Annotated in this window: 12 protein-coding genes and 1 pseudogene; 7 read left to right on the forward strand and 6 right to left on the reverse strand. The window is 69.9% G+C overall.

Annotated elements, in window-relative coordinates; genetic code table 11:
* Window positions 1-263 (forward strand): annotated as a pseudogene (locus G4D83_RS47280) (phosphopantetheine-binding protein); the annotation flags it as partial.
* Window positions 264-347: 84 nt separating this feature from the next.
* Complete coding sequence (locus G4D83_RS28770; protein WP_275902399.1) at window positions 348-13,829, forward strand: amino acid adenylation domain-containing protein; 13,482 nt, start codon at window positions 348-350, stop codon at window positions 13,827-13,829.
* Window positions 13,830-13,856: 27 nt separating this feature from the next.
* Here G4D83_RS28770 and G4D83_RS28775 read toward each other — a convergent pair whose 3' ends face one another.
* Genes G4D83_RS28775 through G4D83_RS28785 form a run of 3 tightly spaced genes read right to left on the reverse strand, consistent with a single transcriptional unit; the run spans window position 13,857 to window position 18,020 of the window.
* Window positions 13,857-14,639 (reverse strand): outer membrane lipoprotein-sorting protein, encoded by a 783-nt coding sequence (locus tag G4D83_RS28775; RefSeq protein ID WP_240356711.1) that lies wholly within the window; start codon window positions 14,637-14,639, stop codon window positions 13,857-13,859.
* The gene (locus tag G4D83_RS28780) at window positions 14,636-15,949 is read right to left on the reverse strand and encodes an ABC transporter permease (protein ID WP_163868073.1); all 1,314 of its coding nucleotides are present in this window, start codon (window positions 15,947-15,949) and stop codon (window positions 14,636-14,638) included. The genes G4D83_RS28775 and G4D83_RS28780 overlap by 4 nt, the downstream gene beginning before the upstream one ends.
* Window positions 15,950-15,953: 4 nt before the next feature.
* A complete protein-coding gene (locus G4D83_RS28785; RefSeq protein WP_163868074.1) occupies window positions 15,954-18,020 on the reverse strand; it encodes an FtsX-like permease family protein in 2,067 nt (688 codons plus the stop codon).
* 184 nt (window positions 18,021-18,204) lie between these two features.
* On the opposite strand from G4D83_RS28785, the gene G4D83_RS28790 reads away from it, so the two are divergent.
* Window positions 18,205-19,692, forward strand: a complete 1,488-nt coding sequence (locus tag G4D83_RS28790; protein WP_163868075.1) for a class I SAM-dependent methyltransferase — start codon at window positions 18,205-18,207, stop codon at window positions 19,690-19,692.
* A gap of 19 nt (window positions 19,693-19,711) precedes the next feature.
* On the opposite strand, the gene G4D83_RS28795 is transcribed toward G4D83_RS28790, so the two are convergent.
* The 3 genes from G4D83_RS28795 to G4D83_RS28805 are packed head-to-tail and all read right to left on the reverse strand — an operon-like array spanning window position 19,712 to window position 23,173.
* Window positions 19,712-21,184, reverse strand: coding sequence for a methyltransferase family protein (locus G4D83_RS28795; protein WP_205522733.1), 1,473 nt, complete (start codon window positions 21,182-21,184; stop codon window positions 19,712-19,714).
* A 10-nt stretch (window positions 21,185-21,194) separates the two neighbouring features.
* Window positions 21,195-22,223: an ABC transporter permease gene (locus G4D83_RS28800; protein ID WP_163868268.1), complete on the reverse strand. Its 1,029-nt coding sequence runs from the start codon at window positions 22,221-22,223 to the stop codon at window positions 21,195-21,197.
* Window positions 22,223-23,173, reverse strand: coding sequence for an ABC transporter ATP-binding protein (locus G4D83_RS28805; RefSeq protein ID WP_163868077.1), 951 nt, complete (start codon window positions 23,171-23,173; stop codon window positions 22,223-22,225). Before G4D83_RS28805 ends, G4D83_RS28800 begins: the two co-directional genes overlap by 1 nt.
* A gap of 100 nt (window positions 23,174-23,273) precedes the next feature.
* On the opposite strand from G4D83_RS28805, the gene G4D83_RS28810 reads away from it, so the two are divergent.
* The 4 genes from G4D83_RS28810 (at window position 23,274) to G4D83_RS28825 (ending at window position 26,863) form a co-directional block, all read left to right on the forward strand.
* Complete coding sequence (locus G4D83_RS28810) at window positions 23,274-24,095, forward strand: lysophospholipid acyltransferase family protein (protein ID WP_275902397.1); 822 nt, start codon at window positions 23,274-23,276, stop codon at window positions 24,093-24,095.
* Window positions 24,092-25,036, forward strand: a complete 945-nt coding sequence (locus G4D83_RS28815; RefSeq protein ID WP_163868079.1) for an SDR family oxidoreductase — start codon at window positions 24,092-24,094, stop codon at window positions 25,034-25,036. Before G4D83_RS28810 ends, G4D83_RS28815 begins: the two co-directional genes overlap by 4 nt.
* 75 nt (window positions 25,037-25,111) lie before the next feature.
* On the forward strand, window positions 25,112-25,558 hold the full coding sequence (locus G4D83_RS28820; protein WP_163868080.1) for a very short patch repair endonuclease: 447 nt from the start codon (window positions 25,112-25,114) through the stop codon (window positions 25,556-25,558).
* An 81-nt stretch (window positions 25,559-25,639) separates the two neighbouring features.
* On the forward strand, window positions 25,640-26,863 hold the full coding sequence (locus G4D83_RS28825) for a DNA cytosine methyltransferase (protein WP_163868081.1): 1,224 nt from the start codon (window positions 25,640-25,642) through the stop codon (window positions 26,861-26,863).
* The last annotated feature ends 68 nt before the right edge of the window (window positions 26,864-26,931 follow it).

Raw genomic sequence — 26,931 nt, forward strand, 5'->3', positions numbered from 1 at the left:
ACCGCAAGGCCCTCGCCTCCCTTCCCCTCCCAGACTCCCTCCCTCTCTCCGACTCCTTCTCTCCTCCTCGCGGCCCCACTGAAGAGCTCCTCTCCCTCCTCTTCTCCCAGGTCCTCGGCCTCGACTCTGTCTCTCGCGACTCCGACTTCTTCTCCCTCGGCGGCCACTCCCTCTCCGCCACCCGCCTCGTCTCCCGCATCCGTCAGTCCTTCGGCGTCGACCTTCCCCTCGCTTCCTTCTTCTCCTCGCCCTCCATCGCAGCCCTCGCGGCGATCCTCGCTCGTGGCGCGGATGCCCAGAGCACCCCGCTTCCGGCTCCGACGCCGAAGCCTGGAGATGCCCCGCTGCTGCCGACGTTCGCGCAGGAGCGCTTCTGGTTCCTCCACCAACTGCTCCCCGACTTGCGCGCCTATGTCGTCCCCGAGGCCGTCGAGCTTCGTGGCCCGCTGGACGTGGATGCATTGGAAGCCGCGCTGCGATTGCTCCTGGAGCGACATGCCGCCTTGCGGACGCTCTTCGGCACCGACGAGGGCCGCCCGGCCCCGCGCATCGAGCCCCTCCCCGCGCGCGCGCTCGAAGTGGAGGACGTGGAAGCGACTGGGGACGGAGACACCACCATTCCCTGGGAGCGGCTGACCGCGGAGTGCATCCGGCCGTTCTCCCTGACGCACGGACCGCTGTACCGCTTCCGCCTCTTCCGGATGGGCGCCGAGCACCACGTGCTGCTCTTCGTGCTGCACCACATCCTCGTCGACGGCGTGTCCCTCGACGGCCTCCGGCATGAGCTGGCCGTGGCGTACGAGGCGCTCCGTCAGAAGCAGGTCCCCGCCCTTCCCGCCGTCACCCTCACCCAGGCGGACATCGCCCTCTGGCAGCGCACGCCCGCCGTGCGCGCCCGCGAAGAGGCGCACCTCGAATACTGGAAGCAGCAGCTCGCGGGCGCACCGTCTCGACTCGCGCTCCCCACGGACCGGCCCCGCCCGGCCGTCCTCGGCGACAGCGGCGCCCTCAGTCGTCACCTCCGGCTGAACGCCTCGCTGCACCGCGCCCTGAACACCGTGTGCCGCCAGCATCACGTCACGCCGTTCATGGTGCTGTATTCCGCCTTCGCGGCCCTGCTCCAGCGCTACTCCGGACAGGACGAACTGTGCGTGGGCACTCCTGTCTCCGACCGCTCCCAGGCGGCCACCGAAGGCGTCGTCGGCCTGCTGCTCAACACCGTCGTGCTCCGCACCCACGTGGACCCGCGCGCCTCGTTCGCGAGCCTGCTGGCCCACGTGCGCACCGTCTCGCTGGAGGCGTTCTCCCACCAGCAGGTTCCCTTCGAGCGCGTCGTCGAGTCCCTCCCCGTGGAGCGCAGCCTCAGCCACGCTCCGCTGTTCCAGGTGCTGTTCGACATGAGCCGCATGGAGCACCCGCTCCCGGCGGCCTTCCCCACGCTCCAGTCCCGGGCCCTTCCCGTCGACAGCGGGACCAGCCAGTTCGACTTGAGCCTCTCCGTCGCGGAGGAGCGCGACGGGCTCGAGGTGTACTTCCGATACCGGACCGAGCTGTTCGACGCGGCCACCCTGGAGCGGATGCTGGGCCACTTCGAGCGACTGCTGGAGCACGCGCTGGAGACGCCCGAGCAGCCCATCGGCGCGCTGCCGCTGCTCGAGCGCGCGGAGTTCCAGCAGGTGGTGCGCGACTTCAATGCGACGCGGCGGCCCTTCGATGAGAAGGCCACCCTCGCCACGCTGCTGCGAGCCGCCTTCGAGCGCACACCCGACGCCATCGCGCTGGTGAGCCCCGAGGGCTCCTTCACCTTCGCGCAGCTCGAGTCCCGCGCCTCCCAGCTCGCTTCCCACCTCGCCGCCCTCGGCGCTCGGCCAGAGACAGTGGTGGGCTTGTGCCTGGAGCGCTCCGCCGAATCCGTCGTCGCCCTGCTCGCCATCCACCTGAGCGGCGCGGCCTGCCTCCCGTTGGAGCCCTCGCACCCCATCGCGCGTCGCGCCTCGCTGCTGCGCCAGTCCGGCGCGCGGTGGCTCATCTCGCGCGAGGCTTTCCTCGAGGGCGCCTCACTCGACATTCCCCTCGTGCGGCCCGAGGACGCCGCGAAGCCTGGTGCCGTGCTCGCGCTCCCCACGCCCGCGCGTCCGGAGCACCTCGCCTATGTCCTCTACACCTCGGGCTCCACCGGTGAGCCCAAGGGCGCGGAGCTGACGCAGCGCAATCTGGTCCACTGCTTCGCCAGCTTCGATGCTTTCTATGAGACGGCTCCGGGCCACGCCTGGGGCGCGTCCAGCAGCCTGTCCTTCGACATGCATCTGGAGGAGCTGCTCTTCAGCCTCACGCGTGGCGCTCGCGTGGTGATGCGCGCCGTCGGCCCCCTGAACCTGGGCCGCGACATCCTCCAGCACGGCATCACCCACGTCGTCATCACGCCCTCGTCGCTCGCCACCGCCTTCGAGGAGCCCGGCGCGCCAGAGGCCCTCCGTAGGCTCAAGGTCGTCGTCACCGGCGGTGAGGCCCTGCCCGACTCCCTCGTGCGGCAGCTCGCCTTCACGCAGACCCGCATCGTCAACGCGTATGGCCCCACCGAGACGAGCGTCTGCGTCGCGGTGGACGTGTGCGTGCCCCAGCGCCCCGTCAGCCTGGGACGGCCGTTGGACCGCAGCCAGCTCTACGTGCTCGATGACGCGCTCCAGCCCCTGCCCGTGGGCGTGCCGGGTGAGCTGTTCATCGGCGGCGAGGGACTGGGCCGTGGCTACCGCGCGCGTCCGGACCTCACCGCCGAGCGCTTCATTCCCGATGTCTTCAGCGAGACTCCCGGCGCGCGCCTCTATCGCACCGGTGACAGGGCGCGCTGGATGGCGGACGGCACCCTGTCCTTCCTCGGCCGCACGGACTTCCAGCTCAAGATTCGCGGCGTCCGAGTGGAGCTGGAGGAAGTCGAGGCCGCCCTGCTGCGCCTTCCCGGCATCCGGCAGGCCGCCGTCATCGCCCGACAGACAGTCCGGGACATGGAGCTGGTCGCGTACCTGGTGACGGAGGTCGCGTCCCCTGATTTCCGCGCCCTGCGTCAGGCGCTGTCCAAGCTGTTGCCGGAGGCCATGGTCCCCTCGCGCATGCGAGCATTGGACTCGCTGCCCACCAACACCAGCGGAAAGGTGGACCGCAAGGCCCTGGCCGCGCTCCCCGTCGAGCCCGACGCCGACGAGGCCGAGCACCAGCAACCCCCGCAGGGCCCCGCGGAGGAGCTGCTCGCGCTCCTCTTCAGCCAGGTCCTCGGCGTGGAGAAGGTGCACCGGAACGCGGACTTCTTCTCGCTGGGCGGCCACTCCCTCAGCGCCACCCGGCTGGTGTCGCGCATCCGCCAGTCCTTCGGTGTGGAGCTGCCCCTCGCCACGCTCTTCTCCACCCCGACTGTCGCCTCGCTCGCCAGCATCCTCTCGGCGCATCCGATGGACCGCGCGCTGCCGCTTCCCGCGCCGACGCCCCGTCCCGCTGGCGAGCCCCCGCTCCCGTCGTTCGCGCAGGAGCGGCTCTGGTTCCTGCACGAGCTCCAGCCTTCGCTGCGCGCCTACCACATCCCGGAGGCGATGGAGCTGAAGGGCCCCCTCGATGTCGCCGCCCTCGAGTCGTCACTCCGGCTGTTGCTGGAGCGCCATGCCTCCCTGCGGTCGGTCTTCGTCCCCGAGGATGGGCGACCCGTGTTGCAGGTCCGTCCGCTTCCGCCGCGGGTGCTTCAGCGGGAGGACCTCGCTTCGACCAGCGCGGACATCAATGCGACCCTGTCGGCCCGAGTCCGGGAGGAGGCCAGCCGTGCCTTCCCGCTCGCGGAGGGCCCGCTCTATCGCTTCCGGCTCTTCCGACTGGCGCCCGAGCGCCATGTGCTGCTGCTGGTGCTTCACCACCTCCTCGTCGACGGCGTGTCGGTCGACATCCTCCTGCGCGAGCTGGCCGTGGCCTATACCGCCCTGAGCCAGCACCAGGAGCCCGCCCTTCCCTCGGTGACGCTCACGCAGGCGGATGTGGCCGCATGGCAGCGAACGCCCGCCGTGCGCGCGCGTGAGGACGCGCACCTCGACTACTGGAAGCAACGGCTCGCGGGAGCGCCTTCTACCCTGGCCCTGCCGCTCGACAAGCCACGCCCGGCCGTGCGCGGAGACGAGGGCGCGTTCTGCCCGCCGCACAGGCTGAGTCCGGCGCTGGCGCAAGCCCTGGCCACGCTGTGCCGTCAGTATCAGGTGACGCCGTTCATGGCGCTGTATGCCGCCTTCGCCGCGCTGCTCCAGCGCTACTCCGGGCAGGACGAGCTGTGCGTCGGGGTTCCTGTCTCCGGCCGCGCGCATCCCGCGCTGGAGGACACCGTCGGCCTCTTCATCAACACCGTCGTCTTCCGCACCCGCGTGAGCGCCAGCACGTCCTTCGCCGACCTGCTGTCCCACGTCCGCGCGACGGCCCTGGAGGCGTTCACCCACCAGCAGGTTCCGTTCGACCGCGTCATCGAAGCGCTCCACCTGGAGCGCAACCTCCACCAGACGCCGCTGTTCCAGGTCCTGTTCGACCTGAACCGGATGAGCCGCTCCTGGGATGGACAGTTCCCTGGAATCTCCACCTGGCCGCGCTTCGTCGACAACGGCACCAGCCAGTTCGACCTGAGCCTCTCCGTCATCGAAGACGCGGAGGGGTTCGAGCTGTATCTCCAGTACGACACCTCGCTGTTCACGGAGGCGAGCGGGACGCGGATGCTGTCCCACTACGTGCGCCTGTTGGAGCAGACGTTGGAGGCGCCGACCCGCTCCGTGGGCGCGCTGTCCCTGCTGAGTCCCGAGGAACGCCAGCAGATGGTGCACGGCTTCCACTCGGCACAGCAGCCCTTCGATGAAGAGGCCACCGTCGCCTCGCTCCTCCTCGCCTCCGCCGCGAGGACTCCTGACGCCGTCGCGCTGGTGACACCCGAGGGCTCACTCACCTTCTCCCAGCTCCTCGCTCGGGCGTCACAGCTCGCCTCGCATCTCGCGGCCCTCGGTGCTCGGCCAGAGACGGTGGTGGGTCTGTGCCTGGAGCGCTCCGCGGACTCCGTCGTCGCCCTGCTCGCCATCCATTTGAGCGGCGCGGCCTGCCTCCCGCTGGAGTCTTCGCATCCCGCCGCCCGTCGCGCCTCGCTGCTGAGACAGTCCGGTGCGCGGCTGCTCATCTCCCGTGAGTCCTTCTTCGAAGGTGCCTCGCTCGACATTCCCCTCGTGCGCCCCGAGGACGCCGCGAAGCCCGGCGCCGTGCTCGCGCTCCCCACGCCCGCGCGTCCGGGCCACCTCGCGTACGTCATCTACACCTCGGGCTCCACCGGTGAGCCCAAGGGCGCGGAGCTGACTCAGCGCAACCTCGTCCATGGCTTCGCCGCGTTCGATGCGCTCTACGACACCGCGCCCGGCGCGACGTGGGCCGCGTCCAGCAGCGTCTCCTTCGACATCCACATGGAGGAACTGCTCTTCAGTCTCTCGCGTGGCGCTCGCGTGGTGCTCCGGCCAGTCGGCCCCCTCAACCTGGGCCGTGACATCCTCCAGCACGGCATCACCCACGTCTCCACCACGCCGTCCTCGCTCGCCACCGCCATCGAGGAGCCCGGTGCACTCGAGGCCCTGCGTCACCTGCGCGTGTTGATTTCGGGTGGAGAGGTCCTTCCCGAGTCACTCATCCAAGCGCTGGCCGTCACGCAGACCCGGCTCATCAATACCTACGGGCCCGTCGAAACGACCATCTGCGTCACCGGCACGGTGTATTCGCCCGAGCTGCCTGTCACCCTCGGCAAGCCCCTGGCTCGCACCCGCCTCTACGTCCTCGACGACTCCCTCCAGCCTCTCCCCGTCGGCGTCCCTGGCGAGCTCTTCATCGCGGGCCCCAGCCTCGGCCGTGGCTACCGCTCGCGCCCGGACCTCACCGCCGAGCGCTTCATTCCCGATGGCTTCAGCGACTCGCCCGGCGCTCGCATGTACCGCACCGGCGACAGGGCACGCTGGCTCCACGACGGCTCCCTCTCCTTCCTCGGCCGCTCCGACTTCCAGCTCAAGATTCGCGGCGTCCGCGTCGAGCTCGAGGAAGTCGAGGCCGCTCTCCTCCGCCTCCCTGGCGTCCGCCACGCCGCCGCCATTCCCCACCCCTCCTCTCGCGACTCCCTCCTCGCCTTCCTCGTCCTCGACTCTCCCTTCCATGACTTGCGCTCCCTGCGCTCGTCCCTCTCCTCTTCTCTCCCAGACGCCATGGTGCCTTCGCTCCTGCGCGTCCTCGACTCCCTCCCCCTCTCCTCCTCCGGCAAGGTCGACCGCAAGGCCCTCGCCTCCCTTCCCCTCCCAGACTCCCTCCCTCTCTCCGACTCCTTCTCTCCTCCTCGCGGCCCCACTGAAGAGCTCCTCTCCCTCCTCTTCTCCCAGGTCCTCGGCCTCGACTCCGTCTCTCGCGACTCCGACTTCTTCTCCCTCGGCGGCCACTCCCTCTCCGCCACCCGCCTCGTCTCCCGCATCCGTCAGTCCTTCGGCGTCGACCTTCCCCTCGCTTCCTTCTTCTCCTCTCCCTCCATCGCAGCCCTCGCGGCGATCCTCGAATCCCACGCGCTCGCTCGCGTCCCGCGGCTCCCAGCTCCAGCTCCCAGGTCTCCCGACGCTCCGCTGCTGCCGACGTTCGCGCAGGAGCGCCTCTGGTTCCTCCATGAGCTGCTCCCTGGCCTGCGCGCGTATCTCATCCCCGAGGCTGTCGAGCTTCGCGGCCCGCTGGACACAGGCGCCCTGGAGTCCGCGCTGCGACTGATGCTGGAGCGACACAGCTCCCTTCGCGCGCACTTCGCTCCTGATGGTGACCGGCCCACGCTTCGGCTGGGGCCCGTACCGGCCCAGGTGCTCCAGGTCGAAGACGCGCCCTCTTCGCTGGACGGTGCGTCGCTTCGCGACTGGGCCCGATTCCAGGAAGAGTCCAGCCGCGCCTTCTCCCTCTCCGAGGGGCCGCTGTACCGCTTCCGCCTGTTCCGACTGGGCGCCGAGCACCATGTGCTGCTGCTCGTGCTGCACCACGTCCTCGTCGACGGCCTGTCCCTCGACATCCTCCTGCGCGAGCTGGCCGTGGCCTACTCCGCGCTCCGCCAGCAGCAGGTCCCTGTCCTTCCTCCCGTCGCGCTCACCCAGGCGGATGTCGCGACGTGGCAGCGGCTGCCCTCGGTTCGCGCCCATGAAGAGGCGCACCTCGACTACTGGAAACGCCAGCTCGCGGGAGCCCCGTCGCTGCTCGCCCTGCCGCTCGACAAGCCACGCCGCTCCGTCGTCGGAGATGCCGGAGCCGTCAGTCGCATCCAGCGCCTGTCTCCCGCGCTGACTCGGGCTTTGGGCACCCTGTGCCGTGAGCAACAGGTGACGCCCTTCATGGCGCTGTATGCCGTCTTCGCCACCCTGCTGCACCGCTACTCCGGACAGGAGGAGCTGGTCGTGGGCAGTCCCACCGCGGGACGCGTCCACCCGGCCACCGAGGACGTCGTCGGCCTGTTCCTCAACACCGTCGTCCTGCGCAGCCACTTCACCTCGGGCCTGACCTTCTCGACCCTCCTGGCGCAGGTCCGCACCACGTCACTGGAGGCCTTCTCGCATCAGGCCGCGCCGTTCGAGCGGGTCGTCCAGGCGCTCCACGTGGAGCGCGGTACGGGCCACCTTCCACTGGTGCAGGTGATGTTCGACATGGGGCGGGCGGTGACGGAGCCGCTCGCCAGCGCCTTCCAGGGAATGACTGCTCGGGAGCTGCACGTCGACAACCACACCAGTCAGCTCGACCTGACACTCCATGCCACGGAGGTCGCCGACGGCTTCGAGTTCGCCTTCACGTACAGCACTGACTTGTTCGAGCCCGCCACCGCGGAGCGGATGCTCACCCATTACCTCCAGCTCCTCGAAGGCGCGCTCCAGGCTCCGAGCGCCGAAATCTCGCACCTGCCCCTGCTGACAGACGACGAGCGAGTCTCGGCCCTGCGCGGCGGTCGCCCGGCGCCCACGGCTCCTCCCGAGACGTGCGTGCACGAGGACTTCGCGGCCCAGGCCCTGCGCGTCCCGGAGCGCATCGCCCTGTCCTTCGATGGCGGACAGTGGACCTACGGCGAACTCGCGGCCTGGACTCACAAGGCCGCACGGCGGCTCGCGGCCCAGGGCGTGGCACGGGAGACGCTGGTCGCCGTCATCGGGCCTCGGGATGAGGCCCTCGTTCGCGCCATCCTCGCCGTCCACACCGCGGGCGGCGCGCATCTCCAGCTCGATGCACGACTGCCTCCCGCGCGCGTGGCCCAGCTCCTCGCGGAGAGCCAGCCGCCGTTCCTCCTCGCCTCGGGGACGCTGGACAGCGGACTCACCGAGGCACTCTCCCTGGTCCCCGAGTCCCTGCGTCCACGGGTGTTGACGCTCGACGGGCTGGAGACGCAGAGCGCGGAGCCCCTCTCGCGGCGGGCTTCACCGGAGGCGCTCGCGTACGTGCTCTTCACGTCGGGCTCCACGGGTGTGCCCAAGGGCGTGATGGTCCACCACCGGGGCCTGCGCAATCACATCCTCGGCATGGTCGAGGGGCTGGGCATCCACGAAGGCGATGTCATCGCCCAGACGGCGTCCCTGAGCTTCGACATCTCCGTGTGGCAGATGCTCGGTGCGTTGACGCTCGGCGCCACCACGCACCTCATCACCGATGATTCCGCGCGGGAGCCGCAGCGACTCGCCTCGGAGATTGCGTCGTCTGGAGCCACCGTGGTGGAGCTGGTCCCCTCGGTGCTGCATGCGCTGCTGGAGGACACCGCCGCCAGCGCGCCCGCGCTTCCACGACTGCGGTGCATGGTCACCATCGGCGAGGCCCTGCCGCCTTCCGTATGCCGCGCCTGGTTCGAGCGCTACCCGAACATCCCGCTGGTCAACGCCTACGGCCCCGCCGAGTGCTCCGACACCGCGACGCTCCAGCACCTGGTGACGCCGCCGCTCGGGACCAGCACGCCCATCGGCCTGCCCAAGCGGGGAATGGAGGTCCATGTGCTGGACGACTCCATGAACCCCGTGCCTCCGGGTGTCGTGGGTGAGCTCTACATCGGTGGCGTCGGCGTGGGCCGTGGCTACCGGCACCGCCCCGAGTTGACCGCGGAGCGCTTCGTGCCGCATCCCTTCTCGGACGTGCCGGGCGCGCGCCTGTATCGCACCGGAGACCTGGGACGCCGCCTGTCCGACGGACGCCTGGAGTTCCTCGCCCGCGCCGACTTCCAGGTGAAGGTGCGCGGCATGCGCATCGAGCTGGGGGAAGTGGAGGCCGCGCTGGCCTCGCTGCCGTCCGTGCGTGCCTGCGCCGTCACCGCGTGGGAGCGCCGTCCCGGAGACAAGGAGCTGGTGGCCTGGGTGGTGCTCACCGGCGCCGAGTCGCCCGCGCTGCTGCGCGAGGCCCTGAGCCAACGGCTGCCGCCCTACATGGTGCCCGCGCGAATCATGCCGCTGACCGCGCTCCCCCTCAGTGCCAACGGGAAGGTGGACCGCAAGGCGCTGGCCCTGCGGCCCCTGCCCCAGTCCGAGGAGGCCGAGGGAGAGCTGCCCCAGGGCGCCACGGAAGAGCACCTGGCGCGGCTCTTCCAACAGGTCCTGGGCGTCGAGCAGGTGTGGCGTGACTCCGACTTCTTCGCCCTCGGCGGTCACTCGCTGAGCGCGACTCGCGTGGTGACTCGCATCCGGCAGGAGCTGGGCGTGCAGTTGCCATTGAGCACGCTGTTCACCCAGCCCACCGTGGCCGGGCTCGCGCGCGCCATCGCCGGGGCTCCGCGCATCCAGGAGTCGCCGACAACGCCGACCGTCACTCCGACAGGCCCGCTGCCGGCGGCGCCCGTGCAGGAGCGCCTGTGGTACGCGCTGCAGTTGCCGGACGCACCTCCCTATGTGCTCAGCCTCGCCATGGTGCTGGACGGCCCGCTGGAGCCTTCCCACCTGGAGGCCGCGCTCGCCGCCGCGCTGGAGCGAAACCACACGCTGCGCACCGTCTTCTTCCAGGAACGCGAAGCCGTGCTGGTCCGCGTGAATCCGACGCTCGCCTCCGTGCTCTCGCGGGTGGACCTGTCACACCTGCCTCCCACCGAGGCGTTCGAGGCGGCGCGCGCGGCGGTGTCACGGCAGGACCACCTGCCCTTCGATGTGGCCCGCGGTCCGCTGTACCGCTTCGAGCTGCTCCGCCTGGATGCGACGGGCACTCGCCATGTCCTCGTGCTCGCCGTGAGTCACCTCGTCTCCGACGGCCTGGGACTCCACGCGTTCATGGACGAGGTGGCCACCGCCTACCAGGCGGCGCGGGCGCGGGTGACGCCCCTGCTTCCGCCGGCCCCGCTCCAGTACACCGACGTGGCGCGGTGGCAGCGGAGCGAAGACGCCCTGCAGCGGGAGACGGAGTCGCTCGCGTCGTGGAAGCAGGCGCTGGCGAATGCGCCTCCCGTGTTGGACCTGCCCGTGGACTTCCCGCGTCGGGCGCCCGCGCTCAACGCCAACATGCGCCCTGTCCGCGTGGCGTTCTCTCCCGGGCAGGGAGACGCGCTCCGCGAGCTGTCCCGTCGCGAGCGGGTGTCCCCCTTCACGTCGGTGCTGGCGCTCGTCCAGTCCTGGCTGCATCGGCTCAGCGGCCAGGGCTCCGTCGTGGTGGCCTCGCCCTTCTCCGGACGCACCCTGCCCCAGACGGAGCGGATGGTCGGCTACTTCGCCAACGTCCTCCCCCTGTGTACGGACCTGACGGGCAACCCGTCCTTCCGACAATTGCTCCGACGCGCCCAGGCGGTGGTGGCCCACGCCACGGCCCATCAGGACGTCGCCTTCAAGCGAATCTCGGATGCCGTGGTGCCGGAGGGTCCGCGCACCTCTCAAGCCCTGGCGCAGACGCTGGTGATGCTGGATTCGGCGGGCACGCTCCGCATGGACGGCCTCGCGGTGGAGGAGCTGGACGCCCCCGGCGTCATCCCCGCGTATGACGTGGTGGTCAGCCTCGTCGAGGAGACGCATGGCGGGTTGGAGGGACTGCTCGCCGTCGACGGAGCCCTCTTCACGGCGGAGTCCGGCGAGCGCATGGCCCGCTCGTTCGAGCAGTGGGTGGACTCGGCGCTGCGGGTTCCTGACGCGCCGCTGTCCCGCCTGTCGCTGCTGTCGGACCTGCAGCGCGCGGAGGTGCTCGCGTCGCTGGATGGAGGGCCGCAGGAGATTCCCACCGGGGCCTGCATCCACACCGTCTTCGAGGCCCAGGTGCCGCGCTCGCCCACGGCCGCCGCCGTGGCGCATGGCGCGACGACGTGGAGCTACGCCGAACTGAATGCCCGCGCCAACCTGCTCGCCCGCGAGCTGGTGGAAAAGGGCCTGCTTCCCGAGGAGCGCGTGGGCGTGATGATGGAGCCCTCCGCGCAAGCCATGGCGGTGCTGCTGGGCATCATGAAGGCGGGCGGCGCCTACGTCCCGCTCGACGCGGGCTGGCCTGACGCACGCAAGCAGGCCGTGGTGGAGCGGGCGGGAATCCGCCGACTGTGGTTGGACGAGGACGCACGGACCGCGAACGAGTGGCTCGTTCCCCACGTCGCGGTGCCACGCCAGCCGGAGACTGTTCCGGAGGACCTGGCGCCCGGACCGCGCCGGGTCGCGGACTCCCAGGTGGCGTACATCGTCTTCACCTCCGGCTCCACGGGCGAGCCCAAGGGAGTGATGGTGGAGCACCGCTCGGTGGTGAACCACAATCTGGCCATCGTGAAGCGCTTCGGGCTGAGGGCCGGAGACCGGATGCTCCAGTTCGCGCCGCTCACCTTCGACGCCGCCGCCGAGGACCTCTATCCGCCGCTGGCGGTGGGGGCCACCGTTGTCCTGCGCAACGGGCTGGTCCCCGCGCACGCGATGACTCCGTACCTGGAGGAGACGGACATCACCCTCATCAGCCTGCCTCCCACGTACATCGAGGAGTGGATTCGGCAGATGGAGTCCTCGGGCCAGCGGCTTCCGCGCCGCCTGCGCCTGCTCGCCCCGGGAGGCGATGTCCTCAAGCGGGAGACCTATGACGCCTGGGTGCGCGTGGGCGGTGCTCACGCGCCGTGGGTCAACGTCTACGGCCCCACCGAGTGCACCATCACCTCCGCCACCTGCGACATCCCCGGCGTCGAGGGTCTGGGCACCGAGGCCACCTTCCCCATCGGCCGGCCCATCCCCCGCGTGCGCATCTACCTGTTGGATGACCACCTGGCGCCCGTCATCCCGGGCCAGCCCGGTGGTGTCTACATCGGCGGGGCGGCGCTCTCGCGCGGCTACCTGGGCGCGCCGCATGCGACGGCGGAGCGCTTCATTCCGGACCCGTTCTCCGAGGAGCCCGGCGCGCGCATGTACCGGACGGGAGACCTGGCGCGGATGCTGCCGGATGGGCGCCTGCGCTTCCTCGGCCGCGCGGACCACCAGGTGAAGATTCGCGGCTTCCGCATCGAGCTGTCGGAAATCGAGACCTGCCTGCGACGACACGCGGGAGTGGAGGAGGCCGTCGTCATCGCGCGGACCACGGCCGCGGGCGTGCAGTCTCTCTGCGCCTATCTCCAGGCGCCCGGCTCCGTCCAGGCGGACGCCCTGCGCGCGCACGTGGCGGCGCTGCTCCCCGCGTACATGGTGCCCGCGGACTTCGTGGTGATGGAGCAGTTGCCCATCAACGCCAACGGCAAGGTGGACCGTCAGGCCCTCCCGTCTCCGGAGTCGCGCCCGGCCCCCGTCGTGGAGACCTCGGCGTCGGCGCGCACGGAGACCCCGTTCCGCACCACGCTGGAGATGGTGCTCCACCGGCTGTGGCGGGAGGTGCTGGAGAAGCCGGGTGTCAGCGTCGAAGACGACTTCTTCACCATCGGCGGCGACTCCATCCTCGCCATGCGATTGCTGGCGCGGCTGGAGGACGAGCTCGGCATTCCCCTGCCGCTGGCCGTCCTCTTCCAGAACGCCGTCCTCCAGGACTCGGCGGAGGCCATCCAGGAGTACTTCCGCGAAGGGCACTCGCGCTCCAACGTCCTCCGCCTGGCCAGCCGCGACGTCCCCGAGGACGCGACGCCGCTGTTCCTCTTCCACGCGGGCGACGGCGAGGTCTACCACTACCGCGAGCTGGTCCCCGTCCTGGAGCCGCACTTCCTCTGCTACGGCATCCAGGCACCGGAGACGCTGACGCCGGACCAGCCCCTCGGCTCCTTCGACGAGCGCGTGGCGGCCTACGCCCGAGACATCCGCGCCATGCAGCCTCACGGCCCCTACCGGCTGATGGGCTTCTCCTACGGTGGCTATCCGGCCATGGGCGTGGCCGCGCTCCTGGAGGCACAGGGCGAGCAGGTGGAGCTGCTGGCGGTGGTGGACACCCTCACCTCCGAGGTCATCCAGGCGGAGATGCCCGCGCAGCGGCTGGAGTCCGTGCTGGCCATGGCGGACGTGCTGGGCGTGTACGACGCCACCCTGGCGGGCGCGCTGGAGGGCATGTCGCTCGAGGCGAAGTGGGAGCACGTGGCCGAGCGCGCCCGCGCCTCGGGGATGGCCTCACCCCACTTCCGGGGCATGGACGTCGCTCGCGCCTGGAAGGTGTTGGGAGAGGTGCTGACGCCGCAGGCCGCGCAGTGGCAGGTCAAGGCGCCGCGCCACGTGCGCCCCCTCATCATCCGGGGCGCCATGACGCTGGCCGAGTTCCATGACGAGACGTTCGGCTGGGACGCCCACCTGCCCCGGGAGCAGTTGGATTTGGTGACGCTGCCGGGACAGCACTCCGACCTGCTGCGCGAGCCCGGAGTGCGGGAGCTGGCGCGGCTGCTCATCCAGAAGAAGGGATGAGCAGCGAAGGGAGGACGGGCATGCGCCTCAGCGCACCCGTCCCTCCAGCCACGTCTTCGTGAACATGTTCGGGTTCAGCGCCTTCAGCGTCACGTCGTCGTAGCGCACCGTGAACTGCGAGCCCGACGCCTCTTCAATCTCCAGCACTTCCTTGTAGGGAAAGACGACCTTGCCAGCCAGCGGGTCCTTCATGGGCTGGTAGCTGCGGATGACGTCGGTGCGGAGGACTCGGCCGGAGGGCGCATAGCCGATGCGCTTGACGATGTTGAACGCCGGGTCCACCCAGATGCGCAACTGCACATAGGAGACCTGGGCGCCGTCCTTCGAGGTGAGGTGGAGCTTGCGGAAGGAGGTTCCGCTGACGACCTCCTCGCCCTCGTCCTTCACGTCGTAGCTCTCCGCCAGGCGCGAGCGGTCGAAGTCCTCTTCGCAGGAGACGGTGTTGACGATGTTGCCGCGCTGGGTCGTCCGCTGCCACTGGCCCGTCGACGCCTCGTACTCCCAGAGGTTGCGCCCCATGCGCAGATAGCCGCCACCGGCGAGGTGCCGCGGCTTGGTGATGTAGATGAGCAAATCCCTCGACGAGTCGCGCCGGTAGACCTCCAGCTCCATCAGGTTCTCGGTGCCGTCCTTGCGCAGCTCGCGCAGCCGCACCGTGCCCTTGTAGTCGCTCTGGAAGGCCATGCGCTCGTCGATGAGGCGCAGCACCTCCTCGCCAGAGGGCTTCGCCACCTTGTCGGCGCTGGCCAGGGTGGGAGACAGCAACAGGGTGAGCAGCGTGAGGAAGCGGCGGGCAGGCACCAGGTTCACAGCGACTCCATGGCGGAGCGAGGGGACAACCAGGCGGCGCGCAGCGAGGGGACCACCACCGCGAGCGCGGCACAACACGTGACGAGCACCACGGCGACCACCGCCGAACCCACGCTCGGCTCCAGCGGCAGGTGGGTGCTGAAGAACAAGTCGATGAGCGGCTCCGGCAGGGGGACGCGGCCATGCAGCAACGTGCCCAACCCCAGCGCGACGACGGCGCCCGTCACCGCGCCCACGAAGCCCAGGAGCAGCCCCTCCAACATGAAGAGCACCGCCACCCGGGGGCGCTGCATGCCCATGGCGCGCAGCGTCCCAATCTCCCGGGTCCGCTCCCGCACGGCGACACTCTGCGCCATGAAGATGCCCACCAGGACGACGCCCAACACCACCAGGCCCAGCAGCACCGTCAGCGCCCCCAGGCCGTCGGTGACGAAGCTGAGGAACGCGGACTCGTCCTGCCACGTGGAGACGTCCAGTCGCTGGCCGCGCCAGCCTTCGCGCAACATGGGAGACAGCTTGTCGCCGTAGGCCTCGTGCAGGGCCGGGAGCACCTCGAAGCCCGCGGTGCGCAGGGCCACTCGCCAGGAGTCACCCAGCGCATCCACGTCCACCATCCCCGCGCTTCCCGAGGCACAGGAGAGCTGGAGCACCCCCGCGGCGCCGGGGCGGTAGCCCTCCAGTTCGCGCAGGGTGTCGTTGGAGACGAGGATGCCCGAGGAGCCGCCGAGCAGACCCGCCCGCTCCATGATGGCCACCACCTCCACGTCCAGCGCGTTGCGGCGCAGCGTGCCCACCGACTCCGCGAAGAGCGTGGCCACGTCGCCCATTCCCACCTGGAGCCGCTCGGCCATCGTCGTGGAGAGCACCACCGTCCGGGGCCGCGACAGGGCCGCGAGGCTCCCTTCCTTCATGCGCAGCGTGCCGAGCGCGCCCTGCTCCGCGGCGACGTCCAACGACACGAGATAGGACGAGAAGCGGCGCTGGGAGAAGCCCACGGTGGCGCGGCCCCGTCCCCGCTCGCGCAGGTGACAGTCCGCCGGGACGAGCGGCCCCACCACCTCGCGCACCGGGCCCGCGCTGCCCATCACCGGAGAGATGCTGTCGGGATGGACCTTGAAGTAGCCGCCGACGTTGAGCTCGCCACTCAGGAACGTGGTGATGGCCTCGCGGTGCGCGGAGGCGACTCCCGCCGTCAGGGCCATCGACAACACCAGCACACCACTGGCCGCCGCCACCACGGAGAACAACAGCAGCATGCGCTCGCGGTGGGCGAAGAGGTTGCGCAATGCCATCTGGAACAGGACGGGCATGGCGTCAGTCCTCCCTCTTCAGCATCGCCACGGCGGGAGAGACGGAGCTGCCTCGCCACGCGGGCACCAGCGCCGCGGCCACCACCACGAAGACGACCCCGAGGCCCACGGCCAGCACGTTGCCGGTGGACAGGTGCGGCCTGAGCACCGTGCCTCCCATGTAGAACTGGAGCGACTCGTCGTGGATGCCGACTCCATCTCCCACCAGGAGCTTCAAGAGCAGCGCCCCCAGCCCCAGCCCCAGGCCCGCGCCGGTGATTCCCAGCACCAGCCCCTCCACCAACAACGTCTGGAAGACCTCCCGTCGCTGCATTCCCACCGCGCGCATCGTCCCCACCTCACCCACCCGCTCCCGAGCCAGCAGCAGCAGCGTGCTCGCGGACACGAGCACGACGAAGAACGACATCAGCACGGCGATGGCCACGAGGACGACCTGGGCGATGCCCACCACGCCCGCGAGCATCCCTCCCGCCACGGACCAGTCCACCGTGGCGATGGGAAGCCCCGCCTCGGCGGCCAGCGCGTCGATGCTCGCCGCGACGAGCTCCGGCTTCGCGTCGGGAGAGAGGACGAGCGCGGCCTGGAGCACGCTGCCTCCCCGCTGCTCCGCCCGCGTGAAGGTCTCCGGCCACGCGGGGCCTCGCGGCTCGGCCGGCGCCTGGGGGACGACGACGGCCTCCGCGTTCGCGGCGGGCTCCTCCACGAGGATGGCGGGCTGGAGCGCCATGTCCACGGGCTGGAGGGGCTTGGCCAGGCCGAGCGCCTCCACGTCCCGGCGGACCTCGTCCACCTCCGCCTGGGTGCGCCGGCCAGACAGATAGCGCGCGGTGACCAGGTCCACCATCCCGAGCGTGTTGACGCGGCTGGAGTCACCGCCGAGCCCGGCGAAGCGGAAGGTGCCCCAGACCTTCACGGGCACACCAATGCGACCCAGCGAGCCGAAGGCGCTCATCATCACCAGCGTGTCCCCGGGGCGCACGCGGTACAGCGGCAGCAAGGGCGCAAGCTCTCCCTGGAACCAGGCGAAGCGCGTGTCGAAGTTGGCGTCATCCAGCGTGAGGAACTCGCGCAGCAGCGGCTCCACGTCACCGGAGTGGCCCAGCAGCTTCGCGAGCACCTCCACCAGCTTGCTGGAGCGCTCCGCGTCGAGACGGGCCAGGAGGTCCGGCAGCTCGACGAGACAGCGCGCCGCCCGCGTGCGCAGCGACTCGTCCGCGGCGAAGGTGGCCCCTCGCTGCCGCTCCACCTGGAGTTCGTCGAGCAGCGCCGCCACGGGCAGCTTGAAGTTCTGCTCGTAGAGTCCCTGCCCGAGCAGCAGCCCGCGCTGTCCTGGCGGCGGCAGGCTGCCACTGACGAGCTCGAAGCGGGGAAAGGCGCGGGGGAACTGCTCCAGGTCCGAGGCCAGGAACTCCACGTCGATGGACTCGCCCTCGCCCACCTGCCGGGCGACGCGATTCTCCAGGTACTCCAGCGCCTGCAGGGGCTCGGCGCGGAAGCGCGTCCAGAACTCCGGGGTGCCCACTTCGTCGAGCGCGCGCCGGTCCTCGCGGGCCTCGTCCTCCTTCAGGAACGCGAAGGCCTCCGTGCGCCGGCCGTCATCCTTCACGACGTCCCGGAGGGTACGCTCCAGGTCCGTGGCCAGCCGCTCCAGCCGTGCGTCACGCGATGCGGACGGAGGCTCGCGAGCGACCGAGCGGGCCGCGGCCAGCTTCTCGTCGAGGTAGTTGCCGCGAAACACCCAGCCCCAGCCCACCTCCAGCGGCACGACTTCCTGAACGCCCTCCACCGTCTTCAGCCTTGTTTCAATCGCGGGGAAATCCGGCAGGGGTTGGAGCTCCGACGCGCCGCCGTGGTCCAACACCACCGTGGGGACGCCCTCGGACTTGGAGTGATAGAGCTGCAGGTGCCCGGTGCCACTCTCGATGAGGCTGCGTCGCGTGCCATCCGAGACGCCCTCCAGGAAGGCGACACCCAGGGTGAGAAGCAGCGCGCTCCCAGCGGCCAGCACCCCCACAATCCAGCTTCGAGGCCGGCTCCGGACGCTCTGGAGCGCCAACGACGCGAATGTCATCAAGGGCTCCTCGCACTGCGTTGACGGCGGCGAACACACCCTGGACTGGCGGGCGCGCTCGACATTCATCCGGGGAGTCAGGACGATAGAGAAGCAGCCTGGGACGAGCAAGCCACCTGCCTCGCGGTTGCGAGTCCCGAGCCTCGCGGATGAAGCTACCCCCCCACCCCATTGGAGAGCCTGAATGACGGCGTCATCGAGCCCCTCACTCGCGCAGTCACTGCATGTCTGGGCCCGCAATGCCTCCAATGAATCAGCCTTGCTGAGGACCACGCTGCGCGTCGGGCTCTTCGACGCACTGCCCCTTGAAGGCACCGCGGCGCCCGCCTCCCTCGACGCGCTGGCCCGGAAGCTGGGCACCTCCGCGCGGGGCACCCGCTCGCTGCTGGAGTTGCTGGTGTGCCTGGGCTTCGCGCGCATGGATGACGCGAACGGCTTCTCGCTCGCCACCTCCACCTCGGCGTTCCTCGCCGATGCCGGCTTTCGCGCACGGCTCCAGGCCGAGCTGCCGTGGTGGGAGCCCATGGGTCTGCTCGACGAGGCCGTCAAACGGGGCGAGCCCGTGGAGCATGCGGGCGCTCGCTGGGACGTGCTCCAGCACTACCGGGAGCTGTTCCTGGACTCTCAGCCCCTCTCGGCCACGCCTGGGGCGGAGGACTTCTTCGACCGCTTCGCCCGGGGCGCGGCGCGCACGCAGTTGCTCGTCACGGCGGGGCGGCTGGGCGTGCTGGAGCTGCTCGCCACCGCACCCCGTTCGCTGACGGAGCTGGGCGCGGCCACGTACCTGAGCACCACGGGCCTGCGCGTGCTGGTGGAGGTGCTGGCGAAGCTCGGGCTCGTGCGGGAGGAAAACGGAGCCTGGAAGCCGTCGGAAGAGGCCCGGCCCATCCTGGAGGGCAAGGCGCTGGCGTACCTGGTCCGCGCGCTCTCCGTGTCCGCGCGGTACTGGGAGGCGCTGGGGCGGCTGGAGGAGACGGTGCGCACGGAGCGCTTCATCCTGGACCTGAAGGACCCGGAGACGAGCCGGCTCTTCTACGCGGACAACTCGCAGCAGATCACCGCGGTGTTCGCCTCGCACTTCCAGCTCAGCCGCAAGGCCGCCGAGACGCTGGCCCAGGTCCGGGAGATGGACGGCGCGCAGGTGCTGGATATCGGCACGGGCTCGGGCGTGTGGGGCGCGGCCTTCGCGCGGGTGACGCCGACGTCGCGCGTCACCTACTTCGACCAGGCGGTGGTGCTGGAGCAGGTGCGCTCCAACCTGGAGCGCCTCAAGGTCGCGGACCGGGCGCGCTTCTGGCCGGGCGACTTGTTCACCCACGACTTCGGCACCCAGGCCTTCGACGTCATCATCCTGCCCCAGGTGCTCAACGTGCTGCGGCCGGAGACGCTGCCGGACCTGTTCGCCCGGGTGTCCCGCGCGCTGAAGCCGGACGGAGTGCTGCTCATCGCCGAGTACGTGTTGAACGAGCGCCGGGATGGGCCCCTGGAGCACCTCTACTTCGGGCTGCGGCGCTTCATGACCAACGAAGGCGACCTGCTGTCCGCCTCCGAGTACGCCAGCCTCCTGAAGGACGTGGGGCTGACGAGCACCGTCTGCATCCCCCTGCCCACCCAGGAGATGATTCTCGCCTCGCGCGACGGCGTGACGCTGCCCAAAAGCCTCGCGGCTTGAGCGCGCGAGGCTTCTGGGCTCAAGCGGCCGGCGCGGCGGCGTCGGCCCAGGCGACGTCTCCCCGGTGGGCGACGACGACCTGCTGGATGGGCATCTCGAAGCCGCGCGCGGACGTCAGGCCCACCGGCGTCAGGAGCGCGCGGAACTCCGGCATCGACAGCACGTCGCCCTCGTTCGACACGTACCGCCGCAGCGCGAAGTAGAGCGCGTCCAGCGGACCGTCGCGGCGGTCCGTCAGCAGATAGCCGGAGATGAGCAGCAGCCCCCGGGGCCGCAGCGCGCGCGCCAGCTTCGCGAAGAAGCCGGGCAGCGCCTCCGGTGGCAGCGCGGGGATGATTTGCGGCAACAGGATGACGTCGTACTCGGCCTCGCCGTAATCCACCGAGAGGCAGTCGCCCTCCCACAGCCGCGAGCGCCCCTCCAGCTTCAGCTTCGTCAGGTGCGGGCGCACCGAGCTCAACACATGTGGCGAGTCCAGATAGGTGACATGAGTGGTCGGGTCCGCCAGGCCGAAGGCCGCGCCCCACACGCCCGAGCCCGTGCCCACGTCCAATACCTTCGCCCCCGAGAGCGAGCGCAGCGAGGCCGCCAGCTCCGCCGCCTTGCGACTCAATCGCAGATGCGAGGCGAAGATGCCGGAGATGCGCGAGGCGTTCTCCTGGTAGATGCGGCGCGCCGTCTCCGGGTCCCTCAGGTCCAGACGGAACGTGTGCTCGCGCACCGCCTCGTCCAGGTGCCCGAAGGCCTCCCAGTAGGCCATGGTGGCCGGCAGTGCCCGCTGGAAGTACGGCAGGCTGGTGGCGTCGAGCATCCGCGCCGCCGCCTCGGTGAAGGACCAGCTCCCCGCGTCCTCCCGAGCGATTCCCATCCTCGCGAGCACGCCGAGCAACACGCCCAGCCCCTCCGGCTTCGCGTCCACCGCGTTCGCCAGCGCCTCCGTCGACGTGGCTCCCGCCACCAGCCGCTCCAGCACGCCGAGCTCGGCGGCTGTCACCAGCGCCTGGGTGCGCGCGAGGTTGCGAGCGTAGCGGTCGAAGAAGTCCTCCGCCTCCGCGTTGGGGCACGGCGGCTGGGGCGCGAGGAAGAGCGAGCGATACCACCCGAGCACCTCCCGCCCCTCCACCGGCGCTCCGGTGCGCACGGCCCGAGGCAGCAGCGCCACCGCGTGCCACCACGCGCGGACCTCGCGCAGGCGCGCGGTGAAGGCGTCATCCGACAGGAACGCCGCGGTGGCCTCCGCGAGCAGATAGCCGCGCCCCGTCTCCAGCGTCACGAAGCCGAGGGCGACGAGCGGCTCGATGACGGAGCGGACGCCCCGGACGTTGGAGCCCAGCCGCTGGGCCAGGGCGTCGAGCGACACGGGCTGGGCACCCGGGCCCGACGGAAGCTGCCCCAGCAGGCCGAGCGAGAACGCGGCCTGGAGCGCCGCGGACTCGTTGCTCGCGTCGCGCGCCAGGAAGTTGAGTTGTTGGACGAAGTTGGACTCGGACACGGGCACTCCTTCAAACCCAGCGGAACCAGCGGAGGGTCGCCACCATGGGGAGAATGGTCCAGACAGCGAGCACCGCCAGGGGTGCTCCCAGCGTCAGCACCGACGTGCCCTCCAGCATGATGGAGCGCAGTGAGTCATTGAGCGCCGTCAGCGGCAGCACGCGGATGAAGGGCTGCATCCAGCCAGGGAAGTTCTCCGACGCGAAGAAGACGCCGGACAGGAACATCATCGGCATGGAGACGAGGTTGACGAGGCCGCCCACGGACTCCTCGCTGCGCGCCCGGATGGACACGAGCAGCGCCAGGGAGGCGAAGCACATCGCCCCCAGCAGGCCCACCCCGAGCAGGGCGAGGTAGTTGCCGAACATGGGGACGTCGAACAGCCAGCGGGCGAAGGCGCAGAAGAAGGCGACCTCCAGCGCGGCGAAGACGGTGCGCGCCAGGAGGAAGGCGAGGAAGAAGTGCGCGCGGGACATGGGCGTCCCTGCCAGGCGCTTGAGCAGCTTTCCGCCGCGCATCGCCACCAGCGGGAGGGCCAGGGCCCACAGGCTGGAGGACATCAACGACATGCCCAGCAACCCGGGGATGAGGAAGTCGATGTAGCGGTTGCCCGGCTCCGACACGGGCGTGGCCTTCACCGCCTCCAGTCGGGGCGCGTCCGGTGTGGCGGCCAGGGCCTGCGAGACGAGCAGCCGCGCGGTGCGCCCCTCGGGCTGGCTCGGGTCCACCAGCGCCTCGGGGCTCGGGCTTCCGGGCAGCAGCACCAGGGACACCCGCCCTCGCGCCAACTGGCGCCGCGCCTCGGTGAGCTCCAGGGCGCGCGCCTCCAATTCCGGCACGCCTTGCAGCCGGGCCAGCAGCGCGGGGGCTTCCGGACCGTCCGCGACGGCGACGCGCACGGGCTCCAGCGCGCTGTTGCGGAAGGCCAGTCCCAGCACCAGCGTGGTGGCGACGGGGAAGACGAACGTCCAGAAGAGCACCTCGGGCTGGCGCCACAACACGCGCAGCCGCATGAGCATCAACTGTCCCAGCGAGCCCATCACGCCGCCTTCTCCTCTGCGCCCTCGCGCAGCGAGCGTCCCGTCAAGCCGATGAAGACATCATCCAGCGTGGGCCGGCGCGTGGACAGGTGACGCAGCCGGCCACCCGCCGCCTCCACCTCGCGCAGCACCGAGGGCAGGGCCACGTGCAGCTCCTTCACCCGCAGGGTGACGCGGTCCGCGTGGCGCTGCGCGGACACCACCGCGGGCAGCGGGCGCAGCCGCTCCAAATCCAACGCGGGCTCCGCCTCCAACTCGATGACCTGCTCGACGCCCAGCGAGGCGACGATGTCCTGGGGCGTCCCCCGGCTCATCACCCGCCCCCGGTCGATGATGACCAGCCGGTCGCAGAGCACCTCGGCCTCGTCCATGTAGTGCGTGGTCAGCACCACCGTGCGCCCGCGCGACTTGAGCTCCGCCACCACGTCCCAGAGGGCCCGGCGCGACTGGGGGTCCAACCCCGTTGTCGGCTCGTCGAGGAACAACAGGTCAGGGTCTCCGGCCAGCCCCAGCGCCAGGGCCAATCGCTGTCGCTGCCCACCCGACAGCTTGCCCACCCGTGCCTGCCGCTTCTCGCCGAGCTGCACCATTCCAATCAGCTCCTCGATGGGCAGCGAGCGAGGATAGAAGGACGCGAACATGCGGACCGTCTCCTCGACGGTGAGCTGGTCGACGAGGCGCGTCTCCTGGAGCGTCAGGCCGATGCGCTGACGCAGCTTCGTGGCGTCCTTCTTCCAGTCCAGGCCGAGCAGCCGCACATGGCCGGCGGTGGGCTCCTGGAGGCCCTCGAGAATCTCGACGGTGGTCGTCTTGCCGGCGCCGTTGGGGCCGAGCAGGCCCATGCACTCGCCGCGTCGGATTTCCAGGTCGATGCCGTCCACGGCCACGACGTCGCCGAAGCGCTTGACCAGGCCCTTCACCTCGATGGCGAGTTCGTCTGGGGGAGTCATGAGGGGGATGGGGTCAGTATGGCCCAAGGAGGGGCTGGCACCCAATGCACACGCGGTGGAAAGCGGCGGGCCGCGGCGGGGAATGCTAGGTTGCCGCGCCGTGGCCCTCAGCGACGGATTGGATGCGCGGGTTGACCGGCTGGAGCTGCCGTTCAACGAGTATGGCGTGGACCCGTACGGAATCTCCCGGAAGCACGTGAAGGACGCGCTGCGCCTCTTCGCGCTCATCTACCGGTACTACTTCCGGGTGCGCTGCCATGGCATCCACCACATTCCCCAGCGAGGCCGGGGGATGCTGGTGGGCAACCACTCGGGCGGCGTGGCGGTGGACGGCGCCATGGTGCTGACGTCCACCATGCTGGAGATGGACCCGCCCCGGCTGGCGCAGGGCATGGTGGAGCGCTTCCTCCACAAGTTCCCGGTGTCCTCGCTGTGGGCCAGTCGCACGGGGCAGTTCACGGGGTTGCCGGAGCATGCGCGGCGGCTGTTGGAGGACGACCGGCTGCTGATGATCTTCCCGGAGGGGGCGCGGGGGACGGCGAAGTTGTATCCGGACCGGTACTCGCTGGTGGACTTCGGGACGGGGTTCATCCGGCTGGCGTTGCAGACGCGCTCGCCCATCATCCCGTTCGCGTTCCTGGGGGGAGGCTCGGCGATTCCCACGGTGTTCAATGCCTATGCGCTGGGCAAGTTGCTGGGGGTGCCGTACGTGCCCCTGACGCCGTACCTGTTGCCGGTGCCGCTGCCGGTGCAGTTGGAAATCCATTACGGCGAGCCGCTCGTCTTCCAGGGTACGGGGGATGAAGACGACCACGTCATCGAGGGTCATGTGGCGAAGGTGAAGGAGCGCATCGCGGGGCTCATCGAGCTTGGCCGGGCGGGGCGACAGCACCGCGGGCTGGCGAGGAAGCTGTTGCCATGAGGGTGCTCATCCCAGGGATTGCGGGCGGCATCGCGCGGAAGCTGGCGTTGCGGCTGAAGACGGCGGGGCACGACGTGGCGGGGGTGGACATCCGCCCGTGGGAGAACGCGCGCGAGGCGGGCATCGAGGTGTTCCGGGGCGACGTGCGCAAGCGCGTGGCGGAGGACGTGTTCCGGCGCTGGAAGCCGGAGGCGGTGGTGCACATGGCCACGGTGACGGCCTTCACGGTGCCGGGCGCGGAGCGGGGCCGCATCAACCTGGACGGCACCAAGGCGGTGTTCGACCACTGCGCGACGCATGGCGTGAAGCAGGTGCTCTTCGTGGGGCGGCACACGTTCTACGGGGCGGCGCCGGACTCGCCGCTGTACCACTCCGAGGACGAGCCACCGCGCGCGCTGGAGGCGATTCCGGAGCTGGCGGACCTGGTGGCCGCGGACCTGTATGCGGCGATGGCGCTGTGGCGGCTGCCGGAGATGACCACGGCGGTGTTGCGGCTGCCGTACACGCTGGGGGCGCCGGGCACGGGGACGTTGGCGTCGTTCCTGAAGGGCCGGCGGGTGCCGCTGGTGCTTGGATATGACCCGCTGTTCCACGTGTTGCAGGAAGAGGACGTGGTGACGGCGTTGCAGTTGGCGTTGGAGAAGAAGGTGCGAGGCATCTTCAACGTGGCGGGGCCGTCGCCGATTCCGTTGTCCGTCATCGTGCGGGAGACGGGGCGGATGGGGATTCCGCTGCCGTCACAGGTGCTGTCGCTCCTGCTGGGGCGAGCGGGGTTCCCGCGCCTGTCGGTGGGAGCGCTGGACCACCTGCGCTATCCCATCGTCGTGGACAACCGGCGCTTCCTGGAGGCCACGGGCTTCGAGTTCCAGCACAGCGTCGCGGACATGCTGCGCATCTACCGTGAGGCAGCGCCGGTGCCGACATCGGCGGGGTGGCTCTAAGCGGGGGCGTAAACCAGGCCACACTGCGGTTCCCCCAGGGCGACCAGTCCTTCACTTTCATGGTTCGGTCCGTGCATGGACACGCTGACGCCCAAGGAACGCAGCGAGCGGATGGCGCGGGTACGCCACAAGGACACGAAGCCGGAAGTGCGCATCCGGCGAATCATCTCGGAGATGGGTTATCGGTACAGGCTGCAGTACAAGAAAGTCCCAGGGCGGCCCGACCTCGCGTTCCCCGGCCAACGCAAGGCCATCTTCGTCCATGGATGCTTCTGGCATCGGCATCCCGACCCGACCTGTCCCCTGGCTCGAATGCCGAAGTCCCGTCTCGACTTCTGGATGCCCAAGTTGGAAGGGAACCGAGCAAGGGACCTGCGCAAACTTGATGAACTCCAGAAGATGGGGTGGGCTGCGCTCGTCATCTGGGAGTGCCAGCTTGGGAATGAAGAAGCACTCAGAGCGAACATCCGTGACTTCCTCGGAGCACCTCCTCAACCTGGCGACAAGCCGAGCGCGGACTGAGTCCTCGACAACCGCGATGCGCCTGTCGAGCACAACTCTCTTGAACTTTCGCGTCACTCTCGTCATGGAGCATCGTTCGTCATGAACTCCATCGAGCTGTTCACCGGGGCAGGTGGATTGGCCCTGGGCACACACCACGCGGGATTCCGCCACCGTGGCCTTGTCGAATGGGATGAGGACGCCTGCGACACCCTGCGCCAGAACGCGAAGGCCAACTCCGTTCCGGGCATCCAGGATTGGAGAATCCACCACACCGACATCCGGCTCCTCTCGTTCGACATGTTCGGGAACGGGGATGTGGACCTCGTGGCGGGTGGAGCTCCCTGCCAGCCCTTCAGCTTGGGCGGCAAGCACCGTGCGCAGGACGACGCTCGCAATATGTTCCCCGAGTTTGTTCGTGCGGTGCGCGAGCTCCAGCCACGCGCCTTCATCCTGGAGAATGTGAAGGGGCTCCTCCGAGCGAGCTTTCAGAACTATTTCGAGTACATCAAGCTGCACCTCACCTATCCGACCGTCACGAAGAAGCGGACCGAGGACTGGCCTGTGCATCAGGCTCGGCTCGAGGACGTCCACACGCGAGGACGGTTTCAAGGTGTCAAATACAACGTCGTTGCCCAGCTCCTTAACTCCGCCAACTACGGAGTTCCTCAGCAGCGGGAACGCGTTTTCATCGTGGGATTCCGCGCGGACACGGGCCTGGAGTGGCACTTTCCCGAGCCGACCCATAGCGAAGACGCGCTCATCTGGGACAAGCACGTCACCGGCGAGTACTGGAAGCGCCATGGCGTGCGTCCGCCGTCTCCGGGGAAGCCGTTCGCGCTCAGCGGTGTGCGCATGCGCGACCTGGAGAACGGCCCCCCCATCTCAACGAAACCCTGGATGACCATCCGCGACGCCATCGCGGGCATGCCCGAGCCACGCGTGGACCGAGATGCGAAGGGGTTCGGGAACCACAAGCTCATGCCGGGCGCCAAGGTCTACCCAGGTCACACGGGAAGCCCGCTCGACATGCCGTCCAAGACCCTCAAGGCGGGCGTCCACGGAGTGCCCGGCGGCGAGAACATGATCGCCTTCGAGGATGGCTCCGTGCGCTACCTCACCGTTCGGGAAGCGGCGCGGATCCAGACGTTCCCGGACTCCTGGCGGTTCGAAGGCGCTTGGTCCGAGGTCATGCGCCAGCTCGGGAACGCGGTTCCCGTGGGACTGGCGGGGGTGGTGGCGCGAAGTGTCGCGTCCAAGCTCCAGTCCTCGGAAAGCAGGGCACCGCAACCGACGGATGAACGCCCCTCTGTGCCAGCGCACTAGAAAACGTCGAGGCACAGGTTTGGTCGCGCCTGGCACATCGGCGTGCGTATCGAGAAGCGATTGGCGAT

Source organism: Myxococcus eversor, from assembly GCF_010894455.1.
In the GTDB taxonomy this organism is placed as follows: domain Bacteria; phylum Myxococcota; class Myxococcia; order Myxococcales; family Myxococcaceae; genus Myxococcus; species Myxococcus eversor.